We start from the raw sequence: 19,460 nt of genomic DNA on the forward strand, positions 1-19,460 counted from the left end.
CCTTAGCTGGGCGGAGGCAAGTACGCATAGACGCGTCTCCGCTTGGCTAAAAGAATGACCCGGCCGTCGACATGGACGTATTCGATTGTCACTTCGAACGCGCGATAGTAGCTGGTGCTCGAACCGGTCAAGCGCACCGAATGATCGGTGGCACTGACAAAGTAGATCTCGACCTTCTGTCGCCAATTGGTGAAATAGCTGCTGGGAACACGAAAATTGCTGTTGCGCAAACTCCCGCTGTCGTTGCCGGTCCCGAGTGCTTCGCCCCAGATTCCCTCGGCTGGTTTGACAGAAAAATTCTTGTAGTCGTCGAGATCGTTGTAGCGCTCGCGGCCACTGCCGGAAGTTTCATACGCAGACGGCCCGCTGATCGACAGCGGGGTGTCACCCACCGCCATGAACCGCTTCAACGCCATTTCGTTCAGCAGCTGGTTCGCCATGCCGTCCGCAATCATGCGGTCGACGGCATCGCCGGTGGAACTCAAGCAGCTTTCAATCGCCAGCAGCATCACGCTGCCAGCGAGCGTGGTAATCGTCAAGGCGACGAGAGCTTCAACGAGTGAGAATCCAGAGCGTTGCCAGCCTAGACGATGTGAGCGAGGGCCAGGCGACCCGAGTTGGAGTGCAGACATGTCGTTCGCTCCTCCGCTCGTTCCCCGTCTCTGAGGTGTGCAAGAATCGGCGAGTAAGTCGCCACGGGAAAATAAAAAGCACGGCGGGGTCCCCTCTAGCTCCAAGCTATCCCCGCCGTGCCCAGAACCAACGCCCCTCCCCGAGGCGCGGTTGCACCAAACCCTAGGTCAAATGGGAACGCTGTCAAATCTGGAAGTGGCAAGCTCCCTCACTGCCCCGATTTCGGCCCACCTGTAGCGGTTGTATCGACTGCCAGCCCCCAAAGTGCTCCTCACGCATCGGCCGGAAAGCGCTCCAGCTGACGCCGCGTGAAGCCCGCCCCGAGTTAACTCGCCTGGAAGGCTGCGGGCAGTGGCACTAGAATCACCAGCGTTCGCGCCGCTTCCCTCATGCTGCGAGTCTCCCTGTGCTGCATCGTCTTGCTTTGCTTCTCTGGCTGCTGCCAGTTCTTGTGCTGTTAACAACTAGCGGCTGCAGCCGCTCTGCCCCATCGAACGAAACACTCATCTACGCGCAGGCCAGCGATCCCAAGACGCTCGATCCGGCCAATACCGACATCGCCGAATCGGTGCACGTCATCACCAACGTCTTCGATACACTCGTCACCTACGATGACCTGCGGGCCGAGCTCGTCCCGTCGCTGGCCGAAAGGTGGAACATCAGCGACGACGGCAAGACTTGGACCTTCACGCTGCGCGATGATGTGATCTTTCACGACGGCACCCAGTTTGATTCAGCTGCAGTGAAAACTACCTTCGAGCGATTGACCGCCAAGGAGCATCCGCTGCTGTTCGATCAAGCCCGGCCCTATCAATCGGCCTATGCCATGATTGAAAAGATCGATACGCCTGATGCGCGAACAGTCGTGTTTCAACTGAAGAGTCCTAGCGCGATTTTTCTGACGAACCTGGCGATGTTCCCAGCGAGCATCGTTTCGCCCACGGCACTTAAGGCAAAGGGTAAAGAGTTTGCTGATGCACCTGTGGGAACCGGCCCGTTTCGAGTGGTGAAATGGAATCGCGATCAACAGCTGGTGCTGCAAAGCTTCGACAAGCATTGGCGCGGCGCTCCAGCGATCAAGAACTTGATCATCGTGCCGGTGAAGGACAACACCACGCGCATTCAACGACTCATGCGCGGCGAAGTGCAACTGGTCGATAGCCTCGCGCCGCAAGATTACGACGCGGTGAAAAAGACCCCGCTGGTGCTACTCGAACAGACGGGGATGAATGTTTCGTACTTGACCATGCAAATGGACAAACCACCGCTCAATCAGTTGAAAGTGAGACAAGCGATTGCCTTGGCAATCGACAAACCCACGCTGATGAAGATCGGCTTCGATGGTCACGCCGAGCCCGCCGTCAGCATGGTTCCGCCCGGCATGTGGGGGCACGATCCGAGCCTCGTCGATCACCCGTTCGATGTTGCCAAAGCGAAAGAGCTAATGCAAGAAGCGGCAAAGGAAGGGAACTTCACGCTTCCCATTCAACTGAATCTGTCGGTGATGAGCCAGGCTCGTCCTTACTTGCCGCAGCCCACATCGATGGCGGGATTCCTGAAGGATTCGCTGCGCGAGATTGGGATCGAAGTCACCGTCACCGGCCGCGATGTGAACGAACACTTCGCGCACTTGATGGCCGGACGGCATGAGTTGGGCCTCGCCGGCTGGAGCAGTGACAACAGCGACCCGGACAACTTTCTCTATCAACTGCTCGATCCCGACAACATCAGCGAAAACGGCAACAACCTCAGCCGCTTTCGCGATCCGAAGTTTCATGAACTGCTGCTGGCTGGGCAAGTCGAAATGAATCTTGCCAAGCGGTTGCCCCTCTACCACGAGGCGCAGGCGATCGCCCTGCGCGAATTGCCCGTCGTCCCCCTGGCCCACACGCAACTGCGCGCGGTACACGCTCCGCGCCTGACGGGTTTCAACTTGCATCCCACCGGATTGATTCGCTTAGGGAAGGCGAAACTCACGAGCGAGCAGCCGGAAACGAAGCCCGGGGCCTCACCGTGATTCGCTACCTCGGTTGGCGCTTGCTGCACGCCATCGTCACTGTTGTGGTGGCAGTTTCGCTCGTCTTCATCGCTGTCCGTCTGCTCCCCGGCAATCCACTCCTCGCGCGGTTTGGTCAACATCCCGACCTGAAACAGATCGAGCAATTGCGGGCGCAGTATGGCTGGGACCAGCCCATTTACATTCAGCTGGGTCAGTTCTTTTGGCAGGTGTTGAAGACTGGCGACCTGGGGAACTCCCTGGCCCGCAGTCACGTGAGTGTGAACCGCGAACTGCTGCAGCGAATTCCCGCGACCGTGGAACTAACCATGGCCGCTTGCCTGATCGCCTTTCCGCTGGGCATCACTGCGGGAGTCGCCGCAGCGGTCTGGCGCAATCGCTGGCCCGATTGGCTCTGCACGGCGGGTTCACTCGTCGGCGTTAGTGTGCCGGTCTTTTTTCTCGGCATCTGTTTGCGACTGATTTTCTCAGGGCTCCCCACTTCGCAGCGTTTGCCGGCGGACGTGTTCGATTTTGAACCGCTCACTGGACTGTTTTTGATCGATACGCTGCTGCGCGGCCGCCCCGAACTTTGGCTAGCTGCCGTGCAGCACTTAATTCTCCCAGCCATGGCTCTGGCCACAATTCCCGCGGCCATCATTGCCCGCATCACCCGCGCTGCGATGCTCGATGTCCTTGCGGCTGACTACCTGCGCACCGCCCGCGCCAAAGGCTGTAGCTTGTGGCGCAGTGTCTGGCGACACGCCCTGCCGAATGCCGCTGTCCCTGTTGTAAACATCGCCGGTTTGCAAGTCGGACTCCTCCTCTCTGGCGCAGTGCTCACCGAAACTGTTTTCGATTGGCCCGGCATGGGAACTTACATTGCCAGCGCCGTCCTCGGGGACAAAGACTACGTCGCCGTGCAAGCGGGCGCGATCGTGATCTGCATCCTGTTCGTCACCATGAACCTGTTACTCGATTTGGTTTTCGTTTGGCTCGATCCGCGCATCAGACTCGGCGAGTAACGTATTTTCACTCAGTACCACGCAGGGATCGGGAGTCTTTGGCGAATAGTGCTTTTGCTATTGAGTGGATCATTGCTCGCTAAAGACTACCGACCCCCAAGCCTACGCTATGTCTCACCCTCCACCACCACCCGACTCACCCGCCGCTCGCGCCTGGCAACGCTTTGCCCGCAGCCGCGCGGCTCTGTTTGGTGCGGGAGTCGTTACGCTGCTGATGGTTGTGGCACTGGCCGCCGATTGGATCTCGCCCTATGACCTGAATGCTACGAGCGAAGTCATTGCTGCGCCGCCATCGCTGCAACATCTGCTCGGAACCGATGCGCTGCGCAAAGATGTCCTCACGCGCGTTCTGCATGGTTCGCGACTGTCGCTCTTTGCCGGGCTCTCTTCGATCGCCCTGGCTTTAGGCATTGGCGCGCCATTGGGCGCTCTCGCGGGATTCTTGGGAGGACGGACCGATGCCCTCGTGATGCGCGCCATCGACGTGGCCCTGGCCTTTCCCAGCATTCTGATTGCCCTGCTATGCTCTGCCGCCTTTCAGCCCGGCTGGACGACCGTGATTGTTGCTGTGGCACTCATCAACGTTCCGGTCTTTGCGCGGCAATCTCGGGCGACGGTGCTTTCGATGGCCAATCTCGACTATGTCACGGCGAGTCGCGCCATGGGAATGAGCACCTGGCAACTTTTGACGCGAGTGTTGTTTCCGTCCCTGGTCGGGCCGCTCACCGTGCTTGCCAGTTTGAGTGTGGGGACGGCCATTCTCGAAGTTGCCGGCCTCTCGTTTCTCGGTCTCGGCGGCGACATGACAGCTGCCGAATGGGGCGCGATGCTGTCGCAGGCCAAAGACTATTGGAGCCGCAACTTATGGTATGCCCTGGCTCCCGGGCTGGCGATTTCGCTCTCGGTCCTTGGCTTCAATTCGCTGGGAGATGGGCTGCGCGATGCGCTTGATCCGCGGAGTGGATAAAGTGAGTTACGTCGCCACGAACTGTGCAAATGGCAAAAGGGGGGTGTTGATTAATGACCGGAGTTTTTCAACACCAGGGCTCATATCTCTCGAGAAATACAGGGGGTTGGTGTTGAAATTCCACCTCGAAAATCAACGAATAGGATGATTTCAACGGATGCGATTTGCCGCGGTGGTCGACGTAAGTTTTCCAGCCAATAAGCAATAACTTCTTAAACGCCTGTTTCGAGATTTTGACATGCAGCCCCCGAACCTTGAACAGATTGATTCGCTCCTTCGAATAGTCGATCGCGAAATCTGGCTGATTACTGCCGCGCACAACGGGCAGCGATCAGGGCTAACGGCCACTTGGGTTTCGCAGGTCTCGCTCGACCCCGAGCGACCGGTTTTACTCGCCGGTCTCTCGCCACGTAATTACACCACCGAACTCGTACAGCAGCGCGGTCTGTTTGCCGCCCACCTGATGACCCATGAGCAACTTCAACTAGCCTATGCCCTGGCCGCTCACAGTGGTCGCCAGCAAGACAAGCTGGCCGGCGTGCAGCTGTCGCCGCACGAATCGGGAGCGCTTATTTTGACCGAGTGTCGCGCTTGGTTTGTGGGAAAAGTCTTCCGCCAGCAGAGTACAGGGGACCGCGAATTTTTCTGGGCCGATGTGATTGCGGCCGGAGAAAACGCAGCTGGTCCGGCGCTGCGCGAACAGGCTTTCTTTCAAGGACTGACCGCTACCGAGCGAATACACCTGAAGGAACTGCGGGCCAGTGATGCGCTCGCACTGCGTGCTGCCGCCCGGTTGTGGCGACAGCAACCGACCGAATTATGAATAAATCCGCGCGTTATAACTGGCCCGTAGTGAGGCCAAGCGGTAGAGTTTGATAGGCAAGAGCAACGTTGGCAGGCACGCGCTTTGCTGATACAAGCAACAGCGAATTCACCTGCCGTTTTGTAGCTGGCCAGCGCCGCTGATGATGAGCGGTGATGGCTTGGCTTCCAAAAATCTCAGGAGGAACTAACTCAGTGCAAAGTCTCGACCGCGCTTCCGGCGTGGCACGCGAGAAGGCCATTCTCGTCCGTGTCGTTCTTCAATCCGAATCTCTGAACGAGCAGCCCTTGGCGGAATTGACCGGGCTGGCAGAAACGGCTGGCGCGAAGATCGTCGGCGAAATGACGCAGCGGCGTGAAACGCCCGACATGACCACTTATCTTGGCCGCGGTAAAGTCGGCGAATTGAAGGCGCTCGCGGCAAACCTTGATGCCGATGTGGCGATCTTCGATAACGATTTGAACCCGGCGCAGATCCGTAACCTGGAGCAGGCGCTCGGTATCAAAGTGCTTGACCGCACAGAGTTGATTCTCGATATCTTCGCTACGAACGCCCGCAGTTCGGAATCGCGCCTGGCGGTGGAACTCGCACAGCTTGAGTACTCTTTGCCTCGCCTGAAGCGGATGTGGACGCACTTGTCGCGCATCAAGGCGGGCATCGGCATGCGTGGTCCGGGTGAAAAGCAATTGGAAGTGGACCGCCGATTGGTCGAAAAGCGAATTCACGACCTGCGCGAAGAACTGGGCGGCATCGAGCGCCGGAAAGAACGGCTCGTTGCTTCGCGCCACGACCGGTTGACCGTCTCGCTGGTGGGCTACACGAATGCCGGCAAGAGCACGCTGATGAACACGCTGACCGGCGCAGGTGTGCTGGCCGCGGACAAGTTGTTCGCCACGCTGGATACCCGCACGCGACGCTGGCAGCTCGACAACTGGGGCCCGGTGCTACTCAGCGACACCGTCGGCTTTATTCGTGATCTGCCGCACGGACTCGTCCACAGCTTTAAGGCGACGCTCGAAGAGGCCCGGCAAGCGGACCTGTTGCTGCACGTGGCCGATGCTTCGAACCCCGAAGTCTTCGACCAGATCTCGGCCGTCTACAAGGTACTGCAGGAATTGCACATCGAAGAGAAAGATACGGTCCTGGTTTTGAACAAGATTGACCGCGTCCATGACCGGAGCGATCTGGCCCGCATCTTTGCCCGCTATCCCAACGCGGTTTCGATTAGCGCGTCGAGTGGTGAAGGCTTGCGAAACTTGCAGCACGCGGTAAGCGAAGCACTCAGTCGCTCGTTCGCCGATCTCGATATCGAGGCCTCGGCCAGCGATGGTCGCCTGTTCGCCTTTTTGGCCGCACATGGAGAAATCCTGGAGCGATCGTATACCGAAGACGACCGGGTGATTATTCACTGCCGCTTGCCGCAGCGTCACTTGGGTGGCATTCGCCAGGAAGGTGTGACGATTCAGCCACATCAGAATCTGGTGCCTGCCGAAACGACGGAGTTTCTCGGCCTCATCGCCGGTGACGATGCCATCGAAGAAGTCGCCTAGTTATGGCGAGGCGCAAGCTGACGGGCCTGCATATTTTGCTAACCGGTGCCTCTAGTGGCATCGGCCGCGAGTTGGCGATTCAACTTATCGAACAGGGTGCCGATATAATTGCGGTTGCGCGCCGCGCCGATCGCTTGCAACAATTGGCAGACACCATTCAGCGGCCCGAGCAGTTTACTTATCTCGTTGCTGATGTAACGAACCCTGCTGATCGCCAGCGTGCAATTGCCGAATGCCAGCAGCGCTGGGGCGGGCTCGATGTGCTAATTAATAATGCCGGCAGCGGAGCCATCGGTCCCTTTTCAACTGCCGACGAAGCTCGCCTGCGTCGCGTGATGGAAGTGAACTTTTTCGCTCCGGTCGAACTCACCCGGCTCGCACTGCCGCTGCTGCGCCGCGGTACGCAGCCCATCATTGTGAACGTCAGCTCCGTACTCGCACATCGTGGCGTACCGCAAAAAACGGAGTACTGTGCGAGCAAGTTTGCTTTGCACGGCTTCAGCGATGCCCTCCGCGCTGAACTGGCGAAAGATAAGATCGACGTGCTGCTCGTTAGTCCGAGCACTACTGCGACCGAGTTCTTCGACAAGGTCGAAGGAGACTTACAGAAGCCACATGGTCGCTTTGGTGCACGTTCGGCGGCCTATGTTGCCAGTGCAGCGATTCGCGCCTTGCGCGCAGGACGGCACGAAGTGATTCTGTCGACTGGCGGCCGTCTACTTGTTTGGCTCGATCGCCTTTGCCCGCCATTGGCCGACCGGCTGGTCGCCTGGTGGGGCTGAGTTCGCTCTTGCGGTTGCTTGCTGTGGTTGCGGAGCAACTACGGGCGCACCGAGTTCAGCTTGAGGCTGCGCAGCAGGAGGCGGTGCGGGCATATTGGCGGCTGGTTTGCTGGGATCGACGATGGCAAACCTGGCTTCTGGGCGCAAGGGCGTCTCGTCGCTTTCTTCGAGCCAGGCAGTCAATGTTCTGCCTTTCCCCAACTTGATCGCCAGCACCCAGTGATCGTTCTGGCGAATGCGATGAAAGCGTCGGCCATCTTCACCGAACAACTGCGCAAGCCGCGGCAAGTTGCTGGAAAGGAGCAAACTTCCGTCGATATCGCGAGTCGCCCACGGCTGCTGGTCGCCGTTGACGAACTCGTCAAATGCACGCTGCGGATCGGCAATCGCTAACTGCTTTCCGCTATCGGCTTTTGCAACAGGAGCTTCGTCTTGCTTAAAGACGACGACTTTTGTATTGACCGAAACCTGCTCGGGCACGGTCTGCCGCTGTAACAACTTCAACGCCAGAATCATCTCACGTTGGAGCATCTCCATTTCCGGGCTGATATTGCTGGCCGGACGATAGATGGGCTGACCAGCAAGCGGCTCTCGTTGCCAACTCACAAATTGCGGTTCTAGTTGTGCAAACAGGCGATTCCCCTCATCGCCGGCAAACGAAGGCTGAACTTCACCCTGACTCGTTTTCACCAGGCCTTCGCCGGGACGACGTCGGGCGACATCCTGGGCGGAAGCGCGCAACATAGCGAAGAAGGCTGGCGCGTGTGAACTGTCTTCTCCTTCGAGCAGAAACTTGATCCGCGCGATTGATTCAGCCCGAACGTCTGCTGCGGGTGTGAGCACGTCCGGCTTCTCGCGGATCGCCCGCCACTGCTGACCGCCGATGTTTGCGGTTGTAGGCTTGGGAGCCACCCGTGCGAGAGCGTCCTCCGATTCGCCACGTTGAGCTAAATAGCCGGCAATTCCCTCAGCGACCCAGTCGGGATACTGCACATCGAGTTCGGTCGTGCGCAGAAATGCGAGCACCGTTGCTTCGCGCAGCCGCTCGGCCTGCTGGTCCAACGTTGGACCACCGGGTGTGACGTGCAGTGTGATCTGACTTTTCAGGCCGACCACATTCAGCGTGGTCAAAGGCGCATCGCGATCGCGAAGCGGTTCTTTGTCGATCACAATTTGCAACACGCCAATGCCGAAGCTGCGCTCGCGATGGACCTTAGTGAACTGATCGGCCAGGTCGCCTGCATCCTTCCAAGCCCGCGTGGCCTCGGCCGCAGCCCGCCGCGCGTCTTGAAGATTCGTGCCGCACACAATGTTCATATGGTCATTGAACAACTCCACGCCGCGATGCGTCCATCGTTCGGTGTACCGCGATTGATGCAATTCATCCCACATTCGTGGCCGCAAGTCCGCGACGCTTCGATAAACGCGTTCCTCCGCGTTACCTAGCTGGAAAGGAGTAACGAGCGGCGCGAGAGCAAGTCCACCGAAGGCGATGCACAGGTGCCAGTGACGCATTGATAGCAGTCGATAATGCCGCATGGATTGAACCCCGCGAAAGTGCTGGCAGTCGCCGACCAGAATTAGCCAATCGGAATGGCCGGTAATAGAGGTATCGACCAAATCAGCGTTGCGCTTCGCGCCGACTATAACGATTGTTCATAACTTTTCACTCACAGGCCAGGGTTTTGTCCCTGTGTTTTCGTCGCAGACGCGCTAATCGGGTCGACCCGCACAAGCGTTGTTGTGTGAATTACCGGCACAATTTCTCAATTGGATTGGTTGGGGGGTTCGATAGGAATGAGGCAGGGATTGGTCTGCGAGCGGAGGGCGCGGGGAATGCGCCGGAAGTTGGCAGTTCGAATGAGGACAACGAGAGTCGACAGCTGGGCAGAAGCTGGCCGGTGATTGGAAACGGCTGGCGGGTGGGGAGTGAGACTCGCAAGAGCATCGTTCCTGGCAGTGCCCGAGAGCAACCTGCAACGTAGTCAAGGACGACAGCTGAGCGCTGGCCGGGGACCCAAATTTTGGGAGGCACGCCGCTCAGAACATTTAGAGGGGGAAGGCGATGCTTGGATCGTCACGTAAACGTCGTGCGCGGAGCGCTCGTCGGTGGCAACGCTGGCTGGCGGCTTCGCTCTGCACGGCCAGCTTCCTGACCGGACACGTGCTGTTCGGACAGCAGCCGGGCACCTTAGCGCAGCGCAGCACCAAACCGCTGCAGCGTGTGGCCATCGAAGCCGCGCCCAGCGAACTCCCACCAGGCGAGAGCCAACCGGGATTGCCGCCGATTCTCGCCGGCTCGAACGTGCCGCGACCGGTGCGCCCCGCTCAAACGCCCGCGCTGTTGCCGCCGGTACCCCGGCAGACGCCGGCCACGAACACCTTAGCGCCCATCGTGGCAGCACCTGCAACGACGGCAGCGCCCCTCGCGTTTCCCGCCGGTGCGCCCAGTTCGGCCAGTCCTTGGATGCAAGACATCCGCCAACTGGTCGAGACCACGCCCGGCGTGAAGAGGCCAACACCAACGCCGAGCAATGCGGCTGCGACCAGTCCCACAACCAACAACCCAGCGCCGATTCTCTCGGCCAGTGAGTTGCCCCGACCCGGCAGCCAGATCAAGCCGGCCAGTGGCATCGACGGCGCCGAACAAGCGCGGACCGCTCAGTTCGATCGCGCTCCGGTCGAGCCAATCCAGTCCGCTGCTTCGCCCTTCGCACCAGCGCCGCTGCCCCAATCGCAGTTAGCGATTCCGCAGCTGTCGATTCCGCAGCCACCGCCGCTCGAGCCCGTCTCGCGCCAACCGCTGGCACTGCAGCCCGAAGCGCCGATCAACGCAGCGCCTATTCAAAATACCACGGCCAACCTGGCACCGAGCCAGCGCTTCCCGCTGGCTCCGACCAACGACGCGGCCCGGCCCTTCAACCAGCCAACGTTCAACCAACCGGCCGATTCGCAGACCATCGAGTTGCCTGTGCCGCGGGCTCCGCAGCCTGTGAACTTCGCTCAGCCCGCGCCGGTGCCACCCGCACCCCGGCCACTCAACCTGGCCCCGATGGCTGACCCCGTCGCGCCCCAGGAAGATGCGATGCGGCGCGCCAACAGCCCGTTCGAAGTCATTGATGAAACCGGTGCCGTTCAGGTCATGGTCCGCCGCAGCAAACTCCTTCGCACCAAGGTCGACATCTACCGCACGGCAGTCGTCGACGACTCGATCTGCGACATCGTCCAGTTCACACCTCGCGAAGTCTCGCTGATCGGCAAGAGCCAGGGCTCGACCCACATCACCTTCTGGTTCGACGACCCGGCCATGCAGCCCGTGACGTACCTGATTAAGGTCGTGCCCGACGTGGCGCAAGTGAAACAGACCGAAGACACCTACAAGATGCTGCAGGACGTCATCAACGAGATGTTCCCCGACAGCAAGATTCAACTCCTGCTCGTCGCCGACAAGCTGATCATTCGCGGCCAGGCCAAAGACAGCGAAGAGGCGGCTCAAATCGTCGCCCTCGTTCGCAGCCAGTCGAGCGGCGGCGGCAATGGTGCGGGCTTTGGCGGCGGCTTCGGTGGCGGTCTGAGCGAAGGGGCAGCTGCCCAAGTCCTCAGCGATAGTGCTACCGGCAGTTCGCAGCGCTCGCGGTTGCAAGTCATCAACATGCTCCGCGTCCCTGGCGTGCAGCAGGTGGCCCTGCGGGTGAAGATCGCCGAAATGAACCGTTCCGCGGCCCGCGGCATCGGCGTCGGCGTGCGAGGGAACATCAACTTCACCGACAATCCCGATGGGAGCCAACTCTTTCTGCAGTCGATGCTCAACGTCGTCGGCGGAGCGGGACCAGCGCTGCTCACACAACTCGACGGCGACGACATTCAAATCGGCGTTCGCTACCTGCAATCGCGGGGCGTGCTCCGCCTGCTCAGCGAACCAACGCTCGTCACGATGAGTGGTACACCCGCCACCTTCATCGCCGGTGGTGAGTTCGCTGTGCCGACCCTCGTCGGTTCGGCCGGCCTCAACGCGGTGACGACCGACTTCCGCGCCTTCGGTGCGATCATCAGCTTCATGCCGACGGTGGTCGATAAGGACCGCATTCGCTTGCAAGTCTCGCCCGAGTTCAGCCAGATCAACAGCCAGTTGACCGTGAACAACACGCCGGGGCTTAAGGTGCGAGCCGCGACCACGACCGTCGAAATGCGGGAAGGTCAGACGCTGGCCATCGCCGGCTTGCTCGAAGACAACATGACCGGCAACACGGTCGGCGATCTTCCCTTCCTGGCGAAGATCTTCGGCAATCGCGACATCGCCCGCAACGAAACGGAACTGCTGATCCTCGTCACACCCGAACTGGTGCAGGCGATGGAACCCGAAGAAGTGCCGCCACTGCCTGGCTTCGATATCACCGAGCCCACCAGTGCCCAGTTCTTCCTGCATGGCGACCTGGAAGGTAATCCGACCCAGGATTATCGCAGCACCGTCTGGCCACGCCTGAAGAAACGCTACGGTGCCGGCGGACCCGCCATGACCAGCGGACCGTTCGGACATGGGCAATAAGAGACAAGGAGGGGGTGAGTGGGTGACAAGGACACACTTGTCACCTTGTCACCTTGTCACCTTGTCTACAGACCAGCAGCACCACTCAACTCACACGCAACACTCAACCCGCAGAGTGACCCGCCATGAAACACACCATACTCTTCCTGACGATCCTCGGTGCGGCAGCCTTCAGCGGCTGCTGCTGGGACGAATTCGACCGCCAGGCCAGCTCGCATCGCGGCGGGCATTTCGGCAAGGCCTATGGCGCCCCGCCGCATGGACCGGCCTTCGATCGTCCCTTCCCGATTGGGCAGTCCACCGACTCGTTCTGGGAAACCCAGCAGACGAATGCCGAGGCGGCTGACTTCACGTTCTACGATCAGGAGTTCCGCGGTGATACCGCCGAACTCGGCCCCGGCGCGAAGAAGCACCTCGAGAGCGTGGCCCTGCGATTGGAACACGTGCCGTTCCCAATCGTCGTCGAAGAAAGCCGGCACAATGCCCGGCCACAACTCGACGAAGCACGCCGCAGGACCATCGTCATGCACTTGAACCGCATGGGCATCACCAACGCCGACGAACGAGTCGTCGTCGCCAATGCCTTCGCCGAAGGCTTCACCGCCATCGAAGCCGAGGACTCCTACTACAGCGGCATCCTCTCCGGCGGCTTCGGCGGCGGAGCAGGACGACGCTTCGGCGGCACCGGCGGTATGTACAGGTAAGTACGAGCAGCGGGCAACGCTAGTCTAGACCGTCACGCCGATTGCTGCCGCGCGACGGCGCAGCCCGTACTGAAAATAGTAGAAGGGAAAATCGGGCCGTTGTTCGGCGGCCCAACGGTAGGTTCCCAGGACCAACTCGGTCGTTAGCTTCTTTTGATCGACTAGCAGGACTACCGCTTCGACGAAAGCGAACTCTTCGGGCCGCCGGCACTTCAGCCCAGCATTCAAGCGGTCGGCCAGTGTGATCGGCTGTTGTGCCGACGCGAACGACACGCCCAATGACATTGCCACCAGCGCAACAATCGAGGCCAGCCAACTTCGACGGTGCATAAGCGTGATCTCTACGGGGTGCGAAACCATCCCAATTCCATGCTTGGGTTAAGTATTCGATTCACAGTCTGACAGCAAGATGAATTCTGACATTCGAGCCCCTCATGAACAGCGGGATGCCTATCCCGTTAGAGAACGCTAGCGGCGGCCAAATCCCGCCAAGTCGTTCTTTCAAAGGCCGACTCGATAAGCTGCGAAGTTCGGGGCCAGTTTGTCGGTAGGCGTGGATGTAGCGGACGATCTAAAAGTTCTCGCTATGCCGGTTTCGCCGGTTCGATGTGTTGTAAGAGTCGCAATAGATTTACCGGGACTTTCTTGCCCAGGCAGCTGGCAACGGTGCAAGCGGCAAGACGAGACCAGTCCCGGAAACTTGTCAGGGAGGGGAACATGAAATCGCTTTGGATCGCACTCGGAATCATGGGGATGATTCCGTTGCTGGCCGTGGCTCAATCGTCCACGCCCAGTCGTTCAATCATTCGCCCAGCCGGGTTTGGGAAATTCGCTCACGGCGGTTGCAGCACATGCTCGTCGCCGGCACCATCGTGCACCACTTGTGCACCCGGCTGTAGCACACCGATGCCTGCTCCGCCAATCGGCAACTGCTGCCCGCGGCCGTGCTTGCTCGAGAAGCTGCGACGTGGACTTCGCTCGCTCGATTGCTTGATTCCATGCAATCTGGGCTGCCGTTCCAAAGCTGCCTGCGGTTCATCGTGCAGCAGTTGCACCGCAAGTTGCCCAACCGCGTCATCGTGCACCTCGTGTTGCACAAAGACTCGGGCACACTTCTTCGCCTGCCGCAAACCGTCTTGCTGCAGCACCTGCGGAGACATCGGCTGTTCGACCGGCGTTCCCACCGAGATGATGGCTCCGCCGACTCCGATGCCAGACAATCCGTTCAAAGACGACAACATGCCGCCTCCGGGCCGCGACACCTATTACAAGCCGTACTGGAAGAAGAACAGCGCGACGCCAGATGTTATGGCCCCTGCCTCGCCTCGCATGCCCGCGAATCTTGATCCCTACGCCGTCGCGCCACCCGTCCACATCAAGGCCAAGCCGATTCGCATTGCTACCGGCAAGCCAGTTGCCAAGCCGTCACCCACGCCGGCAGTGCAGGCTGCTGACTACTCGGCAGTGAAGGTGGCTGCGGCCGTAGAAGTCGAAACGGTCTCGCTCACCATTGGCGATGACGAACCACCAGCTCCGCCGCAACTGCTCCCCATTAGCACTGTCGCGACGAGCCCTGTGAAGTACAGTCCAGCGAAGCACAGCACCGCGAGTCACTACGACAATTCGATTCCGGTGAATCCACTCCGTCGCTAAGCGATTCGGTCAGCTCGACTCCAAAACGATTGCATCTCAGTTGAGGTTCTCAGCTGGGATGTTTTCGTTTCTTGAAGCTAGGCAATTCGCAATGGCTGATAGACCTTCACTGCGGACCCTTCAGCGAGGAAGGCACTGCTGGCAGGGCTGCGGAGAGCCTCAGTCCAAGGATGGCCATAAAAGTGTGGCACATCACCGAGCCAGGGAAGCTGTTCTGCTTGCCAAACATTCCATGAAGGATGTTCCACTTCGTACTCCACGGTTCCACCGTCGCGCTGTCGACAGTAGCCCCAATAATGTTCGGCAATGAACTCTTCCAACGTACCAGCGGCCGGAAGTTGCTTCGGCCCCTGTGTTTTCACCTGAAGCCCCAGCCAACCGGCCGATGATTTCCAACCGTAACTGACGCTGTGCTGGGAACTTGTCGCGTCATCGGCTGTGATCGCAGGCAAGTCAACTTCGCTCCGCATGGCAAGCGAGACGTACGGCTCGTTGTAACACCAGCGAGCAACTGTTGCGATCGAGCGGCGGGGCACAAGTTCGCGGACAAAGCAGACACCTCGTCGCAGTTCGTGGCCAACCGAGCGTTTTACATAGAACCGCAGGTTCACCTCTTCAAAATTGACATGCCACGGCACCGTGCAGCCCAATAACTTCGTCTGGCGAAAGAGAAATCCAACCACGCTGACATAAGCCACGCCGCCAAAGAAGTCGAGCTCGGTTCCTTGGGGCACCAGTGGCTGAAGCAAGGTGGGATCGACGGCGAAGTTGATCATCGCCAAAGCCTGCCAACGAGCAGTGAGAAACACTCGCTTGCTGGGCGCAATGCGGGTGATCCTCACCGGAGTCAAACAGTCGTTTTCTACAGGCTGGCTCACAAGCTACTTCCCCCCTGCCGGCTTAACCGCCGCTGGACGACCCAGTTAACTGCGTTCAGAAGGTTCGCCGCATTCTCGCTCGGCTTCAATCAGAATCTCGGTCAACCGGTTCACTGCAGCAGCCAACTGTTGCAGCCGCGACGGAATCTCGTTCAGTCGCTGTTGATCGAATTGCCGGTAAGCATCGTCGGTCCAAACTTCGCTAGTCTCGACCATCCGCTCTTTAAGCTTGGCATAGCCCTGGCTGATTTGCCCCATGCCCGAATTCAAGTCACAGATTCTCATTGGTTTCCTTCTGGTGCTGGAATTTCGGCAGATTCACTGGTTCGACTCGAAGCGGAACGATCGTCGGCGGGCTGACGAAACGTCTGTGTATAGGCATCCAGGGCGGCAGCCATTCGTTGCAGCTCCGCACCGGCAACAGGGACGTCGTTCTCTAAATACCGCAGCAGCTTGGCCAGTTGAACGTCAAAGTCTTCGACCGCCTTGCGAATCTCAAACTTCCAGCGTTTGACCGCCGCCATCCGCTGTTCGGTAAGTTCAAGCCGCCGCTTGGCCTTCTCCAGCAACTTCTTCTCTTGGTAACAGGCTCGCCGATCTTCGCCGCTGATTGTCAGTTCGCAGCGCTGTAATTCCAGTCGCGCTTCAGCCAGTCGATCCGAGGCTTTGCGCATCTCGCGCGGCCAATAGAACGTACGGTCTTGCTCGACCCAATCGATCGCGCGGCGAGCTTCCATCGAGAGCGACGTCACCCCATGCGAGGCATCTTCGGCAAACTGCAACAGCGCCGAACGGAGCGCCGTGACCGCTTCGGTGGAAGTGATGTGTGCTGATTTGGCCATGACCAGTACCTTCAAACTAGGACCGCATGTAGTCTTCGATGTGCTCCGCCTTCCGCAGCAGGTACGGCACATAGGCGTCGGCCGTCTCGGTGAAGCGCAGCAGCACTTTCATATTCTGCTCGAACTCCTCCGAGAACTTCTTATGCTCCTGGTCGCGCCAGCTGGCACTCAGCGTCGCCAATTGATTGCCGAGCGCCGCCGAGCGATCGCGCAGCTGAGAATTGAATTTCTTCAAGCTCTGGGCGAATTGCCGGAGCTCTTCAGGATCGACAACAGCTTGGGGCATGGCTCGCTACCTTCGACTGAATGAAATGAACGCCAGCGCGGGCGTGAAGACTTCTCTTCATTGTACGCACTCGGGGCACGACATTCCTTGCCGGGACGATCTCCAAGTCAGTTTGTCATATTCGCCATATAGCCCAGCGGTCAGATTCGCCGGCGCAGCTCATTTTCCACGTCCTTTAGGTTGACCCGCCGCAGGCTGCAGCCGATGATGGGCAACCTCTCGATCTTGTTCCCCTCCCAACCGCTGTTTGAGCTAGTGCCGATGAGTCCCGACAAGAAAGCCGACGCTGAACTAGCCCCGTGGCCCGGGTCGCACGCTATGCCGCGCTGGAGCGTCGGAGAACTCACCGATGCGCCACTGTTTCAATGGAAAAATGCACTCGCGATGATCGGCCCCGGCCTCGTCATGGGTGCAGCAGCCATTGGTGGTGGTGAATGGCTCGCGGGCCCTGCAGTGACGGCCAAATATGGCGGCGCCCTCCTGTGGATCGGCACCGTCAGCATTTTGTTTCAGGTCATCTATAACATCGAAATCAGCCGCTACGCCCTCTATTGCGGCGAGCCCATCTTCAGTGGCAAGTTCCGCATTCCACCGCACCCCATGTTTTGGGTGCTGATCTATTTCATGCTCGACTGGGGCTCGATCGCCCCCTATCTGGCCGTGAACGCAGCCATCCCGCTCGAAGCCATTTTTCTTCAGCGACTTCCCGACCCCGATAACATCCCGCGCGACTGGTGGGTCCATAAGTTCGTGGCCACCGGTCTCTATCTGCTCGTTCTGATTCCACTCATTTTCGGCGGCAAGATTTATAACTCGCTCAAGGTGGTCATGAGCTTCAAGCTGGTCGCCGTAATCACGTTTTTGCTCTTCCTGGGCATCTTCTTTTCCCGCCCGGCAACTTGGGGCGAAATCTTCTCGGGGCTGTTTCAGATTGGCACCGTTCCGGTACTGCGTGGTGAAGATCTGAATGGCAACGGTATTCTGGATCCGGGCGAAGACTTCGATCGCGACGGACGGCTCGATGTGAACGAAGGTTTGCCACCAACGATTGATACGAATGGCGATGGCAATCCCGATGCGTGGGAGAAGGACGCGGAAGGTAACGAGATTCGTTTTCGCGATCAGGATGGTGACGGCAAGCGCGACGGCTACGCCACCGAGAACGTCTTCGTCTATCTTTGGAATCACGGCACTTTCCCCACGCTCAATCTCTCGTTGATTGCCACGCTCGGCAGCCTGGCCGCCATTGCCGGCAACGGCGGTTTGACCAACGCGCCAATCAGCAATTTCACTCGCGATCAAGGCTGGGGCATGGGTAGCAAAGTCGGCGCGATTCCTAGCGTCGTCGGTGGCCATGGCATCAGTTTGTCTCACGAAGGGTGCGTCTTTGTGGTGGATGAAGAATCGCTACCACGCTGGCGGCGATGGTATCGGCATATCTTGCGCGACCAATTGTTCGTGTGGATGGGCGCGTGCCTGATCGGCGTCTCCCTCCCCAGCATCCTTTCGGTCGAGTTCTTGCCCCGCGGCACCGAAGCCAGCAGTTGGACCGGTGCTGCCATGACCGCCGGCGGCGTGCAAGACCGCGTAACAGACCCCGCCCCTGGCACGCTGGCCTACATGCCCGCATTGCGGTCGTTGATATCGGGGCCGAACTTGGGGCGATTCTTTTGGGGTGCAACTCTTTTCTGCGGCTTCCTGGTGATGATTACCAGTCACACAACCACGACCGATGGTTTCGTTCGTCGCTGGGTCGATGTGTTTTGGACTGCGAGTCCGCAACTGCGCAAGTTACCCGGCACGGCAGTGAAATATGTCTACTTCTTCGTCCTTTGCGGCTGTGCAGTCTTAGGCCTGACCATTCTCTGGACAATGGACAAGCCGGGCAAAGTCTTCGAGATGTCGACCACCTTCTATAACTTTGCCTTTGCCTTCAGCTCGTGGCACACGCTGGTGGTTAACACCACGCTGCTGCCACCTCAGTTGCGCCCCAATTGGGGCGTGCGCATCGGCCTTGTACTCTCGGGCCTCTACTTCGCCGCTCTCGGTCTGCTGATGTCGATGAAACTGTTCGGATACATCAGCTAAGGATTGCGGTTGAATCGACCTCGCATTTCGGAAAGTTCCTGAATTCGCGTTCTAAAGTCTCACTTGATATCCAACAAATAGTTGATCTATCGGTCTTTGTCAGCTTGCTCATTGCTGCCTAACCGGGCCGCTTGCGGACGTTGAACTGTTAGCCAACTGTTTTCACATTTCATCCGCGCCAGCGCGGCCGCAAGCGGCTCGGCTAACCGGTTGCGCCACATTGCCGCCGGGGTTTATCAACACCCCCCTTTTGCGTGCATCACATGCAAGGCGTTCCGCGGCAACGAATTGCGCCTCAATTGCAAACTCTGAAATCATCCTCTTTGTTGATAAACCTCCGCGGCCAACTCGCCGCGATTGGTACTTCGCAAGCAAAGTCCAGCAACAGCCCCGCGCGCGGACTCATCCCGCCACGCCATGCATAGCTTCCACCACTTTGCCAATCCACTCGCTTATTTTATTTTGAATTAGTGATTACTTGTCAAGTAACTGTCGGCGATATTTCGTGCTAATTTGAGCGGGGCGAACCCCGGCTGGTTCCCCAGGCTAGCTACAAAGCGAGCCAAAATTCTATTCGGCAAGTAGTTCGCGAATTCCACTTCCCCTCGCCAGTGCGGTTGCCACGCGCCTGGTTCGTTCCTCTAATGTCAGGCTGGGAACCTCGTTTACGTTTGCAGGAGTTTGTGT

18 protein-coding genes are annotated in these 19,460 nt (G+C 59.0%); 10 read left to right on the forward strand and 8 right to left on the reverse strand.

Features of this window, described 5'->3' with window-relative positions; genetic code table 11:
• Positions 1 to 2: 2 nt before the first annotated feature.
• The gene (locus ETAA8_RS29145; protein ID WP_145097255.1) at positions 3 to 632 is read right to left on the reverse strand and encodes a type IV pilus modification PilV family protein; all 630 of its coding nucleotides are present in this window, start codon (positions 630 to 632) and stop codon (positions 3 to 5) included.
• A 407-nt stretch (positions 633 to 1,039) separates the two neighbouring features.
• Here ETAA8_RS29145 and ETAA8_RS29150 point away from each other — a divergent pair, with 407 nt between their 5' ends.
• From ETAA8_RS29150 to ETAA8_RS29175, 6 genes are all read left to right on the forward strand, one after another.
• Positions 1,040 to 2,650 carry an ABC transporter substrate-binding protein gene (locus ETAA8_RS29150; protein ID WP_145097258.1) on the forward strand — a complete coding sequence of 537 codons (1,611 nt, stop codon included), beginning with the start codon at positions 1,040 to 1,042 and terminating at the stop codon, positions 2,648 to 2,650.
• Positions 2,647 to 3,654 (forward strand): ABC transporter permease, encoded by a 1,008-nt coding sequence (locus ETAA8_RS29155; RefSeq protein WP_145097261.1) that lies wholly within the window; start codon positions 2,647 to 2,649, stop codon positions 3,652 to 3,654. Before ETAA8_RS29150 ends, ETAA8_RS29155 begins: the two co-directional genes overlap by 4 nt.
• A gap of 109 nt (positions 3,655 to 3,763) precedes the next feature.
• The gene (locus ETAA8_RS29160; protein WP_145097264.1) at positions 3,764 to 4,621 is read left to right on the forward strand and encodes an ABC transporter permease; all 858 of its coding nucleotides are present in this window, start codon (positions 3,764 to 3,766) and stop codon (positions 4,619 to 4,621) included.
• A gap of 238 nt (positions 4,622 to 4,859) precedes the next feature.
• Positions 4,860 to 5,444, forward strand: coding sequence for a flavin reductase family protein (locus tag ETAA8_RS29165; protein ID WP_145097269.1), 585 nt, complete (start codon positions 4,860 to 4,862; stop codon positions 5,442 to 5,444).
• A 194-nt stretch (positions 5,445 to 5,638) separates the two neighbouring features.
• Entirely contained in the window at positions 5,639 to 6,994 is a 1,356-nt protein-coding gene (hflX, locus tag ETAA8_RS29170) for a GTPase HflX (protein WP_238397602.1), read from the forward strand.
• Positions 6,995 to 6,996: 2 nt separating this feature from the next.
• On the forward strand, positions 6,997 to 7,776 hold the full coding sequence (locus ETAA8_RS29175) for an SDR family NAD(P)-dependent oxidoreductase (RefSeq protein ID WP_145097275.1): 780 nt from the start codon (positions 6,997 to 6,999) through the stop codon (positions 7,774 to 7,776).
• On the opposite strand, the gene ETAA8_RS29180 is transcribed toward ETAA8_RS29175, so the two are convergent.
• Positions 7,711 to 9,291: a hypothetical protein gene (locus tag ETAA8_RS29180; RefSeq protein WP_145097278.1), complete on the reverse strand. Its 1,581-nt coding sequence runs from the start codon at positions 9,289 to 9,291 to the stop codon at positions 7,711 to 7,713. The two genes, ETAA8_RS29175 and ETAA8_RS29180, sit on opposite strands and share 66 nt — an antisense overlap.
• 550 nt (positions 9,292 to 9,841) lie before the next feature.
• Here ETAA8_RS29180 and ETAA8_RS29185 point away from each other — a divergent pair.
• Complete coding sequence (locus tag ETAA8_RS29185) at positions 9,842 to 12,322, forward strand: type II and III secretion system protein family protein (RefSeq protein WP_145086001.1); 2,481 nt, start codon at positions 9,842 to 9,844, stop codon at positions 12,320 to 12,322.
• A 125-nt stretch (positions 12,323 to 12,447) separates the two neighbouring features.
• Complete coding sequence (locus ETAA8_RS29190; protein ID WP_238397603.1) at positions 12,448 to 13,026, forward strand: hypothetical protein; 579 nt, start codon at positions 12,448 to 12,450, stop codon at positions 13,024 to 13,026.
• A 24-nt stretch (positions 13,027 to 13,050) separates the two neighbouring features.
• Here ETAA8_RS29190 and ETAA8_RS29195 read toward each other — a convergent pair whose 3' ends face one another.
• A complete protein-coding gene (locus ETAA8_RS29195) occupies positions 13,051 to 13,356 on the reverse strand; it encodes a hypothetical protein (protein ID WP_145097281.1) in 306 nt (101 codons plus the stop codon).
• Between the two features lie 503 nt (positions 13,357 to 13,859).
• Complete coding sequence (locus ETAA8_RS29200; RefSeq protein WP_145097284.1) at positions 13,860 to 14,267, reverse strand: hypothetical protein; 408 nt, start codon at positions 14,265 to 14,267, stop codon at positions 13,860 to 13,862.
• On the opposite strand from ETAA8_RS29200, the gene ETAA8_RS29205 reads away from it, so the two are divergent.
• Positions 14,266 to 14,679, forward strand: coding sequence for a hypothetical protein (locus ETAA8_RS29205; protein ID WP_145097287.1), 414 nt, complete (start codon positions 14,266 to 14,268; stop codon positions 14,677 to 14,679). The two genes, ETAA8_RS29200 and ETAA8_RS29205, sit on opposite strands and share 2 nt — an antisense overlap.
• Positions 14,680 to 14,756: 77 nt before the next feature.
• Here the strand turns inward: ETAA8_RS29205 and ETAA8_RS29210 are convergent, their stop codons facing one another.
• Genes ETAA8_RS29210 through ETAA8_RS29225 form a run of 4 tightly spaced genes read right to left on the reverse strand, consistent with a single transcriptional unit; the run spans position 14,757 to position 16,685 of the window.
• Complete coding sequence (locus tag ETAA8_RS29210; protein ID WP_238397604.1) at positions 14,757 to 15,557, reverse strand: YqjF family protein; 801 nt, start codon at positions 15,555 to 15,557, stop codon at positions 14,757 to 14,759.
• Positions 15,558 to 15,602: 45 nt separating this feature from the next.
• Positions 15,603 to 15,842: a hypothetical protein gene (locus ETAA8_RS29215; RefSeq protein ID WP_145097291.1), complete on the reverse strand. Its 240-nt coding sequence runs from the start codon at positions 15,840 to 15,842 to the stop codon at positions 15,603 to 15,605.
• Positions 15,839 to 16,399 (reverse strand): hypothetical protein, encoded by a 561-nt coding sequence (locus ETAA8_RS29220; RefSeq protein ID WP_145097295.1) that lies wholly within the window; start codon positions 16,397 to 16,399, stop codon positions 15,839 to 15,841. The genes ETAA8_RS29215 and ETAA8_RS29220 overlap by 4 nt, the downstream gene beginning before the upstream one ends.
• 16 nt (positions 16,400 to 16,415) lie before the next feature.
• Entirely contained in the window at positions 16,416 to 16,685 is a 270-nt protein-coding gene (locus ETAA8_RS29225) for a WXG100 family type VII secretion target (protein WP_145097301.1), read from the reverse strand.
• A gap of 204 nt (positions 16,686 to 16,889) precedes the next feature.
• Here ETAA8_RS29225 and ETAA8_RS29230 point away from each other — a divergent pair, with 204 nt between their 5' ends.
• Positions 16,890 to 18,773 carry an Nramp family divalent metal transporter gene (locus tag ETAA8_RS29230; RefSeq protein WP_145097304.1) on the forward strand — a complete coding sequence of 628 codons (1,884 nt, stop codon included), beginning with the start codon at positions 16,890 to 16,892 and terminating at the stop codon, positions 18,771 to 18,773.
• Positions 18,774 to 19,460: the final 687 nt, after the last annotated feature.

The organism is Anatilimnocola aggregata (assembly GCF_007747655.1).
Classification (GTDB): Bacteria; Planctomycetota; Planctomycetia; order Pirellulales; family Pirellulaceae; genus Anatilimnocola; species Anatilimnocola aggregata.

Coding starts and splice junctions, on each gene's coding strand:
- ETAA8_RS29145 (WP_145097255.1), bottom strand. CDS start 632: ATGTCTGCACTCCAACTCGGGTCGCCTGGCCCTCGCTCACATCGTCTA.
- ETAA8_RS29195 (WP_145097281.1), bottom strand. CDS start 13,356: ATGCACCGTCGAAGTTGGCTGGCCTCGATTGTTGCGCTGGTGGCAATG.
- ETAA8_RS29230 (WP_145097304.1), top strand. CDS start 16,890: ATGATGGGCAACCTCTCGATCTTGTTCCCCTCCCAACCGCTGTTTGAG.
- ETAA8_RS29175 (WP_145097275.1), top strand. CDS start 6,997: ATGGCGAGGCGCAAGCTGACGGGCCTGCATATTTTGCTAACCGGTGCC.
- ETAA8_RS29225 (WP_145097301.1), bottom strand. CDS start 16,685: ATGCCCCAAGCTGTTGTCGATCCTGAAGAGCTCCGGCAATTCGCCCAG.
- ETAA8_RS29205 (WP_145097287.1), top strand. CDS start 14,266: ATGCCGCCTCCGGGCCGCGACACCTATTACAAGCCGTACTGGAAGAAG.
- ETAA8_RS29220 (WP_145097295.1), bottom strand. CDS start 16,399: ATGGCCAAATCAGCACACATCACTTCCACCGAAGCGGTCACGGCGCTC.
- ETAA8_RS29185 (WP_145086001.1), top strand. CDS start 9,842: ATGCTTGGATCGTCACGTAAACGTCGTGCGCGGAGCGCTCGTCGGTGG.
- ETAA8_RS29165 (WP_145097269.1), top strand. CDS start 4,860: ATGCAGCCCCCGAACCTTGAACAGATTGATTCGCTCCTTCGAATAGTC.
- ETAA8_RS29160 (WP_145097264.1), top strand. CDS start 3,764: ATGTCTCACCCTCCACCACCACCCGACTCACCCGCCGCTCGCGCCTGG.
- ETAA8_RS29190 (WP_238397603.1), top strand. CDS start 12,448: ATGAAACACACCATACTCTTCCTGACGATCCTCGGTGCGGCAGCCTTC.
- ETAA8_RS29200 (WP_145097284.1), bottom strand. CDS start 14,267: ATGTTGTCGTCTTTGAACGGATTGTCTGGCATCGGAGTCGGCGGAGCC.
- ETAA8_RS29215 (WP_145097291.1), bottom strand. CDS start 15,842: ATGAGAATCTGTGACTTGAATTCGGGCATGGGGCAAATCAGCCAGGGC.
- ETAA8_RS29180 (WP_145097278.1), bottom strand. CDS start 9,291: ATGCGTCACTGGCACCTGTGCATCGCCTTCGGTGGACTTGCTCTCGCG.